Annotated in this window: 11 protein-coding genes; 5 read left to right on the plus strand and 6 right to left on the minus strand. The window is 35.5% G+C overall.

What is annotated here, in order from left to right; translation table 11 throughout:
* Window positions 1-123: 123 nt before the first annotated feature.
* The 4 genes from AAEU33_RS15775 to AAEU33_RS15790 form a co-directional block, all read right to left on the minus strand.
* Window positions 124-705, minus strand: a complete 582-nt coding sequence (locus AAEU33_RS15775) for a Crp/Fnr family transcriptional regulator (protein WP_345988690.1) — start codon at window positions 703-705, stop codon at window positions 124-126.
* A gap of 62 nt (window positions 706-767) precedes the next feature.
* Window positions 768-1415, minus strand: a complete 648-nt coding sequence (locus AAEU33_RS15780; RefSeq protein WP_345988692.1) for a cysteine hydrolase family protein — start codon at window positions 1413-1415, stop codon at window positions 768-770.
* A gap of 185 nt (window positions 1416-1600) precedes the next feature.
* On the minus strand, window positions 1601-2101 hold the full coding sequence (locus tag AAEU33_RS15785) for a hypothetical protein (protein ID WP_345988694.1): 501 nt from the start codon (window positions 2099-2101) through the stop codon (window positions 1601-1603).
* 24 nt (window positions 2102-2125) lie between these two features.
* Entirely contained in the window at window positions 2126-5170 is a 3045-nt protein-coding gene (locus AAEU33_RS15790) for a hypothetical protein (RefSeq protein ID WP_345988696.1), read from the minus strand.
* Window positions 5171-5770: 600 nt separating this feature from the next.
* On the opposite strand from AAEU33_RS15790, the gene AAEU33_RS15795 reads away from it, so the two are divergent.
* The 3 genes from AAEU33_RS15795 (at window position 5771) to AAEU33_RS15805 (ending at window position 10517) form a co-directional block, all read left to right on the plus strand.
* Window positions 5771-8284: a DNA translocase FtsK gene (locus tag AAEU33_RS15795; protein ID WP_345988698.1), complete on the plus strand. Its 2514-nt coding sequence runs from the start codon at window positions 5771-5773 to the stop codon at window positions 8282-8284.
* 68 nt (window positions 8285-8352) lie between these two features.
* Complete coding sequence (locus AAEU33_RS15800; protein WP_273647890.1) at window positions 8353-9000, plus strand: outer membrane lipoprotein carrier protein LolA; 648 nt, start codon at window positions 8353-8355, stop codon at window positions 8998-9000.
* 65 nt (window positions 9001-9065) lie between these two features.
* Window positions 9066-10517, plus strand: a complete 1452-nt coding sequence (locus AAEU33_RS15805; RefSeq protein WP_172283102.1) for an LptF/LptG family permease — start codon at window positions 9066-9068, stop codon at window positions 10515-10517.
* Between the two features lie 173 nt (window positions 10518-10690).
* Here AAEU33_RS15805 and frr read toward each other — a convergent pair whose 3' ends face one another.
* Window positions 10691-11245: a ribosome recycling factor gene (gene frr / locus AAEU33_RS15810; RefSeq protein ID WP_172283103.1), complete on the minus strand. Its 555-nt coding sequence runs from the start codon at window positions 11243-11245 to the stop codon at window positions 10691-10693.
* Between the two features lie 111 nt (window positions 11246-11356).
* Complete coding sequence (gene pyrH, locus AAEU33_RS15815) at window positions 11357-12064, minus strand: UMP kinase (protein ID WP_172283104.1); 708 nt, start codon at window positions 12062-12064, stop codon at window positions 11357-11359.
* A gap of 167 nt (window positions 12065-12231) precedes the next feature.
* Between pyrH and porQ the strand changes: the two genes are divergently transcribed.
* Both porQ and cmk read left to right on the plus strand, forming a co-directional pair.
* Complete coding sequence (gene porQ / locus AAEU33_RS15820; RefSeq protein ID WP_345988701.1) at window positions 12232-13221, plus strand: type IX secretion system protein PorQ; 990 nt, start codon at window positions 12232-12234, stop codon at window positions 13219-13221.
* A 63-nt stretch (window positions 13222-13284) separates the two neighbouring features.
* Window positions 13285-13959, plus strand: a complete 675-nt coding sequence (cmk, locus tag AAEU33_RS15825; protein ID WP_172283106.1) for a (d)CMP kinase — start codon at window positions 13285-13287, stop codon at window positions 13957-13959.
* Window positions 13960-14000: the final 41 nt, after the last annotated feature.

Below are 14000 nucleotides of genomic sequence, written 5' to 3' on the forward strand. Positions count from 1 at the left end.
TTTTAAAGCCTATATTACTTATTTTGAATTATTCTTAATAAGCCACAAAACGTTAAAGAAAATTTAAAACTAAAAACTACGATTATAAGAATGAAAAAAAGCTATACAGGTCATTGAGTCTGTCTATTTTTGAAGGCTCATTTTTTTCCTTATTTTACTTAAAAATTCATGGGTGATACCAAGATATGATGCGACCTGTTGCTGTGTAATTTTCTGTTCGAGACCAGGGTATTTTTCAAGGAATTCAAGATATCGCCGATCTGCCGTCTTACCGGTCAAAGAAAGAATCCTTCTCTGTAGTGCCACTGAAGACCTTTGATTCATGATTCTGAAAAGCTTCTCTACCCAGGGAATGGTTTTGTAAAGATGTTCTTTATTTTCTTTTAAAACCATAAGAACTTCACTATTTTCCAACGCTTGAATATTTAAGATACTGGGAACACGATTGATCATACTATCTATATCCGTAATCCACCATCCTTCCACTGCAAAATATAATGTTTGCTCCATCCCTTTTTCGTTGAGATAGTACACTTTAAAACAGCCGCTTGTAACAAACCCTTCAAAAAGACAGTAATTTCCCTCTTTCAGTGCAAAATCATTTTTCTGAAATTGAACTTTATTAAAAGATTCGGAAAATCTTTTAAATTCATCCTCAGAAAAATCGACATATTGCTTGATGTAATGATAAAGTAGGTCAGACATCGTATAAAATTAAAACATAAAGATACCGATATTATGACCGGTATCCTTATTTTAAACTAATCTTATTTACTTTCCAGCAAATCCTCTGTACTTATGATTCTGCTGTATAAATTTCCTAATGAAGAAATACCCGCCAGAAAAGATTTCTGAATATCTGCTGCTTTTATAATTTCTCCATCCAGCTCCCTGTTCTTTGTTGCCGTTGCATCCCCCACAATCGTATTACTAAAACCCAGATCAAAAGCTGCTCTTGTAGTAGATTCCACACATACATCGGTCATCATTCCGGTGATAATTAAATTTTTAATGTTATTCTCTTTTAAATAGGCAAGAAGTTCTGTTTCTCTGAAGCTATTTGGAAAATGTTTGATGATTACTTTCTCATTCCCTTTTGGTAAAACCAGGTTATGAATTTCAGCACCCTTTGTGTGCGGAAGGAAAAAATCAGCTCCTTCATTGGTTGCTATATGTTTAATATGAATAACAGGCAGATTATTTTTCCTAAAGTATTCCAACACCTTACTGGTATTTTTACCTGCAGTTTCTGCCCCTTCTAAAACCATTTTTCCTCCGGGAAAATAATCGTTTTGTACATCGATGATTAATAATGCCGTGTTTTCCATTGTCATGTTATTTTGTTGTGCTCTGGCAGAAAATAGTATAAAGAATATCATACATATCGTCAGCGTTTTTTCGATTTTATTTTTCATTTGTTATAAAATTGATGGTACAAAATTATAAGGAGGATTATTAATAACATTTGAACTAGTTCAAAAAAGTATTATTTACAAAATAAAAGCGGTCCTGAGTAAAACTATTTAAATAAAATAAGGGCATAAATTATCCTTCTATAGTTCACTTTGAGACCGCTAAAAAATATAAATGAAATACTACTTTATTTCCAATAACTCCATTTTAATCCATCAAATACAGCTAATGTCTTACTTGCTGTATCATAGCAAATCATTCCCGGATATGGATTTTTGACCGAGGTATGCGGAGTTGCTATTTTAGGTAATATCAGTGCCTTGTCAGAAGATTCCAATACAAGTACGCCAGGTGCGTTCGTTCCGGCTGCCCCTATAATTATTCTGTTAGTTCCGCTTAGCTCAGGATTTACATTAAAAGTAGCGTCTGCAATACTTCCAGCATCGCTCAACGAGGCCCATTCAGTTCCCGTATTCATTTTTAAAGTTTTATCATTTTTATCCATCAAAAGTGTACCGGCTACTGCATTTCCGGGAAGAGTTTCTACAATCGGCAGCAAAATGCCATTGGTTGTATTTTCTGCAAAATCAAGGAGACCATCTTCATCGGCCATTTCTTTTTGAATGGCTATCTGTGCGTGGGCCAGCCCTGCATACGATATTGCGAACATTATTAATATTGATTTCATATTTTTGTTTTTTTTTATTATTTTTCAGTCATTGCAAGTTCTCGTTATACAATTCCAGGTCGATCCATTATATAATTTAAAGCACTTGTCATCCGTATCAAAAATTAACATTCCTTCTACAGGTTTACCTATTTTATCAGAAGTGGTTCTTGTAATAACAAAGCCTTTATTTTTAGACTCTAATGCAATAAATCCATTGGGAACAGTAGCAGGCCAGTTAGCCTGAAGATTCGTATGTCCGCTGATTCCTATTCTTGTAATATCGTTTGGAATTCCTTTTGCCGGGTCTTTTGTACAAATTCCTTTACAAACAGGAAGGAATATTGGTTCTGAAGAAATTGTAGAACTCCCGCTACAAACACTGTCCGGATCCAATTCTATAATAAACTGGCTGAAGATCGGTGAATTATTATTGTTAGTATAAGAGTCCTGAATGTCTACTACCATATCAATGGTACTCGTTCCCACGGGTATGTTCACATCATTTAAGTGAAATATTGTTGATCCTACCGGATTTACTGCCGGGGTTCCGGTGATTCCGTTCATGGTATAACTAAGTATTGTTTGGCCGTCTTCAAGATTTTCTTCGAGATTAGCTCCTGCTATTGCCGCACCGGAGTTATTTTCAATTGTCAGCTTATAAGTGATTTTCTGGTTATTGGCCCCACAAGATACATTGATCAATTTCGTTAATTTAAATTTTGAAGCATCGATTTCTTGTCCGGCAAGAACTTCTAAAGGTGAGGCTTGATATCCAGGAATTGAAGCATCTCCATCACTTTTATAGGTGTTTCCGGTATTTGATACTGTAAAATCAGCTTGTGTCTGATACGTGTGATCGATATTATTAGAAGGTTTTACATTAACATACAAGGTATGCTGGCCGGTAGGAACAACCAGATTGTTTAATACAAATGACTGGTTATTATAAGCAGGTTGCGGGTTTCCCGGAAGTTCTGAATCGTTATAGCTATTAGAAACATAATTCAAACCTGAAGGAAGATTATTGATAATGCTGATCGTTTTATTCACGGAATTATTATTCACAATTTTCATAATCATTGTTGTTTCATTACATGAATACACAGGATTGGTTGAAAAGGACTGATATATATATACATTATCTTCTGACGGTTCAGGATTGGCGGCACACTCTACTGCTATATCACCCCATGTTAAAGATCTTAGTGTTCTTCTTGCATTTACTCTGTTTACCCTGCATTCGACTTCAATCTTCTGTACCGGACGATCAAACACAATATTTGCTGTAGAATACAAATAGGTAAAGCCTCTGAAAGGACGTATACCTGTCAATAAATTTCCATCGATCTTAAATGTTGTTCTGTTATTTACCGGGTAGCCGTAAGTTATTTTAGGATATACAACTTTTCCATCACAATACCCTTTTACAGTAAACAGGTTACCATTTCTCAGATAAGTGTTGATGTTTGATATCTGAAATCTTGCCTTCACGGACTGATTAAACTCCACAAAGTGTCTTGCTACAGCATTTGTGTTGTCATACCTTCTGGTAATTACCCAGGTTCCTCGGTACATTCGTGGATATACCCTTGGCCTGTATTCTATAGATGGGTTTTCTGTATAATCTGAAACCATTCTTACCACTCTAAGCGGGCCCTGGCTTGTATTTCCTAGAAGAATATTGGATATTTCATTACTGCTTCTGCCCGACTGGCCGGCTTGCCGCCAGGAAAATCCTGTTCTGAACTTAAAGGTTTTACCTCCTGTACATTGTATACAGTTTCCTTCAGCAACTTCTCCTCCGAAAGTAATATACCTGTTTTTTGTAAAAGCATAATTAAATACTACTTTACCGTCACTATTAGTTATTCCCGGAACAATGATTAAATTTGTTTGGAAATCTTCATCATCAGCTACCATCATAAAAATATTGGTATTAATTGCGTAAGCTGCTAAATCTGCCTGAAGCCAGATAGAACCACTTTCATTTGTTCTTTCTACCTGCCACACTCTAGGTATTCTTTTTCGATCGCCATTTGGATTGATTGCTTGAGGAGCATTAATAACACTGGTTGCCGTATTATTGTTATCTCCGAACATTAAAAAAGTTTTATCTACAGCTAGGGCCCTTCTGCTCCCTGTTGCATTAGGAGAAGCAAAATCATTACTTGTTGCTACAGTAAGAATATTCCCATTATTAATGCTATTAGATATGTTTTGATCTAATGCTGTATTAGTGTCTTTAGCTATACCGAATATATTATTATTAAAGTTTTGATTTCTTCCGGAATTCCAAGATACTGTTAATCCGTCTGAAGCAATGTAATTCTGTGGCTGGGATAAAGTAACTCCATATTTAACAGCAAGATATGAACGAATTCTGTTTTTTTCTGACTGAGATAACTCTCGCTGAAAACTAATAACTTCAGAAATATCAGCGGCGGCAACTTCTGGTTGAGATCCTAAAATCGCACCACTCCCAAGCCTGCTGCTACGTGATGGCATAGAAGGTCCGGAATTGTTTCTACCATCCAAACCACTTGTGATAGTTCTTCCAACGGAATAGGAAAAATCTACAAGGTGGTTTTTATTAAGTGTTCTTCTAGAAGTTTGGGCTCTTGTCGGATAAAGCTGAACTGATGTATCACTTTGGGAATTATTGGTAACAACCGGCACATTAGCCTGAGTTAATCTGGCTGTTGTAGTAGTTCCACCAAACCCTATATAGTCATGATAGCGTCTAAAATCTTTTGCGCTAACCATTAATAGTACTGTATTGGCTGCATTATTGATATAAGGCCTTCCGCTTGGAACAACCATAAATCTTCCGTCGCTACGGCTATTGGTGCCAAAATCAACTGACGGATTAAAATTATTTTTAGGTGAAGGTTTTTGTAGAAATGGTTGTCTGCTATTATTGGATTGTGTAAAAGTGTTTCCGGCTCCTGAATGGTCAATCCATGAGCCAGGTGAAAATCCTTCATTTGCTTTTAACCAGATACGTAAACCCTGGTTTACTCCACCAGGAGACTGTCCCTGAATTGTAAAATTAATAATAAGATAAATAAGAATAAATAATCTTTTCATTTTGTGTATGTCTATGTTAAAAAAGTATTTTAATGACTAAACATTAGCAATGTTGCAAAGTAAGAGTTGATCATACACTAAAATGTATGATATAATCGTAACAAAATATATTGCATTTTGCAGAGAGAATTTAATAATCCCTACTTAATTAATAATTGTCAGAAAATTTGTATAGTATCTATTGATAAATAATAGTTTTTTTCCATCGTGTTTGTTTGTGTTTGTTTGCTAAATCACGGTTATTGAATAACCGGCCTTGTAATAAAGCTAGAATAATAGATTACAAAATTACTAACAAATATTTAATGGCAATTATGTGTGTTTTTTATCAAAAATAAGGGCTGGTATAAGTTATCAAAGCTACATCATTAATGCTAATAAAAATTTTATCTCATTAATGAACATCGGTTTATATTTACCTTTTATCAAGAAAGAATATAAATTTGTTGTATCAGCATATTTTAGAATTTAATATTTTCTACTTGGTCTGCTGATAATATAGTCTGGTAAGCTAAGAATACGTTGATCAGTAGACAAATTTGAAAAGCTTATAAATGTTTTAATAATAAAAAAAACACTAAATTTGCCCACATTGATATTATGGACAAAAAGACACAAACAAAGCAGCAAGGCATGTCTGAAAAAGGCAAAATCCTATCGAAACCCCGTATATTTTTTGGGCTTACTTTTATACTTTTTTCTGTCGTACTTATGTTTTCTTTCATTTCTTATTTAATGAACTGGAAGGCAGATCAAAGCCAGGCAGGAACTATGCTTGATAAAAGCATACAATCCTCTAATATTTTTGGCAAGGTTGGAGATTGGCTCGGGAATATTTTCATATTCGAAAGTATAGGAGTGGCTTCATTTATTATAGCATTTCTTTTCCTTGTTTTCGGAACTTTAATTTTAAAAAAGAAAATTTTCAAGCCCTGGAAAACAATAGGTCATTCATTATTTTTTATCTGCTGGGTTCCGATTTTCATGGGAGCTGTTACAAAAGGGCAAGGTGTTCTGGGAGGCGTTTATGGCTACCAGATTATGGATTCGCTTAATGCAATCATAGGAACTGTTGGTCTTTGGTTGGTACTGGCCTCGAGTATAGCTTTATATTTTATCCTTGAGTTTAACTTACGTCCGAGTTCCATCAAAGCAAAACTTAATAATATTAATGAAAATACGATCGGAAAGGTAAAATCCATGATGCCTAGTTCTGATGAAAACTTTGAGGCTGATGAAGAGCTGGAAGAAGAAGCACTCGACAATCATCCTAATATTTCGGTTACGGATATGAGTGAGCCTGTGAAACAACAGGAGCCGGTAAAGGTACCTAAAGGTTTTCCTGAGGTCCCGGTATCCACAAACCTGGAAACCATTACTACACCTAATCATACTTCATTTGAAGATGATGATAATGCTAAGCCGATCAACCTTAATCTTAATACCAAACCTAGTCTTCCGGTTTCGACTCCGGAACAGGCCTTTGATCTTACACCATCTACTCCATCACAGGAAAATATTAAGTTCAATGTTGAAATTGCTCCTGTAATTGATGTTTTAGATGACACAGAAAAGCAATCTCAGGAACTAGTAGAAAAACATGGTCTGTATGATCACAAATTAGATCTGGCCAAGTTTCAAATGCCTCCGGTGGAATTACTAAAAGATTATGGTAATGAGGAGATTTCCATCAATAAAGAAGAATTAGAAGAGAATAAAAATAAGATTGTTGGTCTTTTAAAGAACTTTAATGTAGGTATTGCTGAAATTAAGGCAACCATCGGACCTACAGTAACCTTATATGAAATTGTTCCTGAAGCAGGAATCAGGGTATCCGCCATTAAAAAGCTACAGGACGATATTGCCCTGAATCTTTCAGCTTTGGGGATCAGGATCATTGCACCTATGCCTGGAAAAGGAACCATTGGAATTGAAGTTCCAAGAAAAAATCCTACCATGGTTTCTATGCGCTCTGTAATCGCTTCGCACAAATTTCAGAATACAGACATGGATCTACCTGTCGTTTTTGGAAAAACCATTTCCAACGAGATCTTCATGGCCGATTTATCAAAAATGCCACACTTACTGATGGCAGGTGCAACCGGCCAGGGTAAATCAGTAGGTATTAATGCAATTCTTACTTCTCTCTTATACAAAAAACATCCAAGCGAACTGAAATTCGTAATGGTTGACCCTAAAAAAGTGGAACTTTCTTTATATTCAAAAATTGAAAGACATTATTTAGCAAAACTTCCGGATACGGATGATGCCATCATAACGGACACCAATAAGGTAATCAATACACTGAATTCTCTTTGTATTGAAATGGATAACAGATATGACTTACTTAAAAATGCATTTTGTAAGAATTTAAAAGAGTACAATAAAAAATTTGCTGAAAGAAAATTAAATCCTGAAAACGGACACCGTTACTTACCATACATCGTTCTGGTGGTTGACGAATTTGCCGATTTAATTATGACAGCAGGAAAAGAAGTAGAATTACCGATAGCAAGACTGGCACAGCTGGCAAGAGCGGTAGGAATCCACCTCATTGTTGCCACCCAAAGACCTTCCGTAAATGTAATTACGGGAATGATCAAAGCTAACTTCCCCGCAAGAGCAGCATTCAGGGTAATTTCAAGTGTAGATTCAAGAACAATTCTTGATTCTACCGGTGCTGATCAGCTGATTGGTAAGGGGGATATGCTTTACTTTAACGGAAATGAAATTCTTCGACTGCAATGTGCCTTTGTAGATACGCCTGAAGTGGAAAGAATTGCAGAATTTATTGGCGAGCAAAAAGGATATGCTTCTGCGTTTCTTCTTCCTGAATACGTTTCTGAAGATGCAACAAGTTCAGTAGGTTCTTTCGATCCTAACGAAAAAGATGCACTGTTTGAAGAAGCAGCCAGAATTATTGTTTCTACTCAGCAGGGATCTACTTCCATGCTTCAGAGACAGCTTAAATTAGGATATAACAGAGCGGGAAGAATTATGGACCAGCTGGAGGCTAGTGGTATTGTAGGAGGCTTTAATGGCGCAAAGGCAAGGGAAGTGATTATTAGCGACCTTCATTCTTTGGAACAGTTTTTGGAAGATTTGCGTAAATAAAGGAAAACATGCCATAATGTTTAACTTTTGAAGTGGAAAAAATGTCTAAAGAATATTAAAATAAAAAAATGAAAAACATAGTTTCGAAAATTATATTAGGAGGATTTGTGGTAGGAGCTGTTGGATTATCCAATGCACAGAAAATAGATGCAAAAGCTAAAAAGATCTTGGATGATATCACCTCCAATTATAATTCTAAAAAGAATACCTATTTTAAATTTTCTTTTGGAAGCGGTGTCAATGGCAAGGTTGCTAAAACAGAGCCTGGCATCTATTACTCATCGGGAGATAAATATAAATTGAAAATCATGGATACAGAACAGATTTTCGATGGTAGCAAGATCTACAATATTAATGCTGACGACATGGAAGTAACGATTGCCAAACCTAACGGAAGCAGTACTATGTTCTCCCCTATCAATTACCTTTCTACCTACAGAAATGATTACAATGTAGTTTATGGAGGAAAGAAAGTGGTCAATGGTGTAAGTGCTGATCTGATCAAGCTTACTCCGGTTAAGCCTAATGGATTAAGTTATGTTTATCTGTTTGTAGATTCAGCTAAGAAACAAATGGTGAAACTTGAACAGCATGGAAGCAACAAAGATGTTGCAGTAATTGCCATAAAAGAATACAAGGAGAACCAGGAATTAGATCCTAATATGTTTGTTTTCGATAAGAATAAATTTAAAAATTACGTTATTACAGAATTGTAATTAAAAAAGTAATAATTTATAAAGTCACAAAGTAAACTTTGTGGCTTTTTCATTAATTTTGGCGAATGTTAAAAATACTAGACCGATATATCATAAAAACCTTTTTCGGACCATTTTTCTTTATATTCAGTGTATTGTTTTTCATATTTATTGTAAACATTATCTGGGTTCAGTTAGGGCAGTTTATGGGAAAGGGATTAAGCTACTGGCAAATTATTAAGCTCCTTTTTTATTTGGGGGTAAGTGTTATCAGTATGGTTTTGCCTCTTACGATCCTTTTAGCAAGTATCATGTCTTTTGGTGAGTTTGGGGAGCGTTACGAGCTTGCAGCTATGAAAGCCGCCGGAATCTCATTAACCAGGGTTATGGTTCCTCTTTTTGGGGTCACCACCATATTATCTATAATGCTGTTCTTTTTCTCTAATAATATTATCCCGGATTTTCAAAGAAAAGCGAAAAATATGCTTTTCAATATTGCTCAGACAAAACCCGCTCTTAACTTTACTCCAGGGCAGTTTATTGATCAGATACCCGGTTATATGGTGAAGTTTGATAAAATCCACGAAGACAATAGTATTGAAGGTGTTTTTGTTCACAGAAAAGCTAGCACATTCGAAAACCAGCAGTCTATTGTCGCTGAAAAAGGGAAATTTATTCCCGCAGCTAACAACCATTACTTAAAACTTGAGCTTTATAAGGGCTATGTGTTTGAAGATAATTTTGCAGGGAAAGGTGAAAATGTGAGATTAAAGCAACCGGATCAGGCTATTAAATTTGATACTCTTGTTTCGCATTTTGACATTAGCGAGCTCATCAATAAAGCAATCGAAGAAGAGCAGATCACCGATGATTACCGTTTTCAGACATTCAATCAGCTTAATAAAACTATTGATCTTAATAAAAAAGACAACGAAAGATTCTTTTCCACCGTCACGGACGATGTTTTGAACCAGACCAACTCCACCGTCAGCTATATGGATAAAAACAATAAATCCAAAGCTCCGGTTAAACAACAACTAAAACTGGATACGGTAAAAGGAAACAGGAAGATGGAGATTATCTACAATGCCTATACGAGATTGGATAATCTGAAAACCACCCTAGACGGTAAAGCCAATGATTTCAAACCCAATGTTAAGTATTTCAGTAAAGTTGTTATTTATCAGCAAAGAATACTCTCCTATTCATTTACCTGTATCATATTCTTCCTTATCGGTGCCAGTTTGGGTTCCATTATCAGAAAAGGAGGAATGGGAGTTCCCGTAATTATTGCCATCGTTATATTTATTATTTTCTATGTGATTAATGTGGGAATGGAAAACCTTGCCTGGGCAGGAACATTAAATCCATATCTGGCAGCATGGCTCCCTAATATTATACTGTTCCCGTTTGGAGTGATTATGACCTATAAAGCATTAACGGATTCGCAACTCTTTGACGCTGAAAAATACAAGGCATTTCTCAAACCTATTACCAAAAGGTTTTCTAAAAACAAAGAACATAAAAGATATCAATAACAAAACGCTCCGGAATTCCGGAGCGTTTTTAAAAGGGAAAGGCTCCGGTTTCCAAATCATTCTAATGATTTTATTTTCAGATAGTAGAAATACCTTCAACCTTATTGACAATAAAAAAACAGGCCTCATTATGAGGCCTGTTTTAGTATATGTTATATGTTCTAAAGCGAAAGTTACACTTTCATAATTTCAGCTTCTTTTGTTTTAAGGTGGTCATCACAAGCTTTCACATACTTATCAGTAAGTGCCTGGATGTCCTCTTCAACGCCTTTAATAACGTCTTCAGAAACACCTTCAAGTTTTTTAAGTTCTTTCAAACCGTCCTGTCTTGCATTTCTTACGACAATCTTTGTCTGTTCGGTTTCTCCTTTAGCTTGTTTTGCCAGATCTCTTCTTCTCTCTTCTGTTAAAGGTGGAACATTCAAAATAATATTCTCCCCGTTGTTAGAAGGTGCAAAACCTAAGTTTGAATTAATAATAGCTTTTTCAATAGCATTGATTGCTGTTCTGTCCCAAGGTTGAATAGAAATCGTCATTGCATCAGGAACCGAAACATTAGCAACCTGGTTGATCGGAGTTGGAGCTCCGTAATATTCAACCATCACATCCTGAACCATTGAAGTAGAAGCACGTCCGGCTCTAATTCTTTGAAATACATGTTCAAGGTGCTTAATAGCCGCTTCCATGTCCTGTTTTACAGACTCTACTATTAGATCTAATTCTTCCATTATATATTTAAAATTTGATAAATTACACATTTATAAACGATGATCTTTACCTAGTGGTATGTGATCAACAATAAATAATTTTTAAATCTCTTTATCTATTTACTTTACTGACTATAAATCCACTAAAGTACCAACGTTTTCTCCGTCTACAATCTTTACTAAATTCCCCTCTTTATTCATGTCGAATACGATGATAGGAAGTTTATTTTCGTGACTTAAAGTAAATGCAGTCATATCCATTACTTTAAGATTCTTTTCGAAAACTTCATCGAAAGATAAAGAATTATATTTTACAGCGTCCGCATTTTTTTCAGGATCACTGTCATAAATTCCATCTACCCTTGTTCCTTTTAAAATAACATCAGCACCAATTTCAATGGCTCTTAATGTAGCTGCAGTATCAGTTGTAAAATAAGGGTTTCCGGTTCCTGCTCCGAAAATAACCACTCTTCCTTTTTCCAAATGTCTTACTGCACGTCTTTTAATGAATGGTTCAGCTACCTTGTCCATTTCTATAGCAGATTGAAGTCTGGTTTTAATACCGGCGTCTTCCAAAGCACCTTGCAAAGCCATTCCATTAATCACTGTTGCAAGCATACCCATATAATCGCCCTGAACTCTGTCCATTCCCTTTGCAGCACCTGCTACTCCACGGAATATATTTCCTCCTCCAATTACAATGGCAACTTCACAACCTTTATCTACTACTTTTCTTATTTCAACAGCATATTCCTGAAGTCTGTCATTGTCAATACCATATTGTCTGTTCCCCATTAAGGCCTCACCACTAAGTTTTAGAAGGATTCTTTTATATTTCATCTTTAATTTTTAATAAATTTTAAATAGGGTTTATATCCCTGAAATTTGATTTTGCAAATATAATCATTAAAAATATTGAAAAAAGAAAAATATTTAGCTGTAAATAATGTTAGAAATATTTTGACAACTACAAAAAAGGATTATTTTTGCAATAATTATAAATTGAATTGAAGAAAATTATCATTCTTTCATTATTTCTGTCAGGAATTGTTTCTTATGCACAAACGGGAACAAATGTTTATCCTTTCTTAAACATTCCCGTATCTGCCAGACAGGCTGCATTAGGTGGCGATGCAATTACTATAAGAGATTATGATGTTTCCTTTGCTATAGCAAATCCGGCCTTACTTAATAAAGATTCAGACAAACAACTTTCTGTGAACGGAGCAGCATATCTTGCGGATTCCAAATACGGAACGATTGCTTTTGCTAAAGATTTTGATAATGGCCACATGGCTACAATCAACGCCAGATATATGAGTTATGGTGATATTCCAAGGACTGATGAAAGTGGTTTTGAAAACGGACAATTCAACGCATCCGATGTTGCCATCGGAGCTGGTTACGCCTATCAGTTTGAAGAAGACTGGACCATTGGAGGAGGAGTTAATTTTATTACTTCAAAAATAGATACCTATACTTCTTCTGCTATTTCAGGAACTGCCGGAATTACTTACCATAATAAAAAAAACAAGGAAGTTCTCTCTCTTGTCGCAAGAAATTTCGGATATCAGTTCAAATCTTTTAATGGCACCCGTGAGAACCTTCCGTTTCGTATTGATCTGGGATATACGAGAATCTTAAAGGCTATTCCACTTGCCATTACAATTACGGCCCATGATTTACAACAATTCGATATTTCATCTCCGTTTAACGTAGACGGTCAGGAAGTGAATGTGGGAAGAAAAATTGCAGATCACTTTTCTATTGGAGCAGAATTATTTCCGGAAAAAAACTTTAATATCAGATTAGGATATAATGTGAAAAGAGGAAATGAACTGGCTGTAGCTGACCAAAGAAATTTCTCTGGACTATCAGGAGGATTTGGAATTAAAATTTCAAGATTCCGTGTAGATTACGCTCATGTAAGATACCATAACTCTTCCAATGTGAATCAAATAGGAATATCTATGGATCTTAGCGGGCATCGCTATTAAACTTTTTCAATATTTAATTTTCCATTTCCTTGATTTTTTAAAAAAAATCTTGAACTTTGCAGTATGAAAAAACCTGTAATAGCTATCGATGGATACTCCTCTACCGGAAAAAGTTCAATATCAAAGGTCATTGCCGATAAATTAGGACTTATTCACCTGGATACCGGAGCGCTTTATAGAGGAGTTACCTGGTTTGCCCTGCAAAATTGTAAGGACGAAAAAGGTTCTATTGACCTTAATCGACTTTTCTCATCATTAGATCAGATCCAGCTTGAATTTAAAAATGATGAAGGTGAACTGGTTCTTTATCTGAACCATAATGATATCTCAAAGGAGATCCGAACTAATGAAGTTTCTGACAATGTAAGCCTTGTAGCTAAACAAAAGGAAGTAAGGGATTTCTTATTACAATCCCAGCGTTCCCTTGCCGAAAAAGGAGGTATTATAATGGACGGCCGTGATATCGGGACCGTAGTTCTTCCCAATGCTGATTTTAAGTTCTTCCTTACGGCAAGCATCGATGAAAGAACCAAAAGAAGATACAACGAACTTTTGAGTTTAAATATCGAAGCAAACGAGCAGCAGGTAAAAGAAAATCTTATCGAAAGAGACAAAATTGACAGTGAAAGAGAAATCGCTCCGTTAAGACAAGCTGAAGACGCCATTGTTATTGACAATACCGAACTTTCTAAAGAAGAAACCATCGAAGCCATACTGTCTTATATCCAAAAGATTTAACAATTTTTAATAGGACCATAGGCTCATTTGGTATATTAATT

Origin of the sequence: Chryseobacterium sp. Chry.R1, from assembly GCF_039645525.1 — a bacterium.
GTDB classification, from domain to species: domain Bacteria; phylum Bacteroidota; class Bacteroidia; order Flavobacteriales; family Weeksellaceae; genus Chryseobacterium; species Chryseobacterium proteolyticum.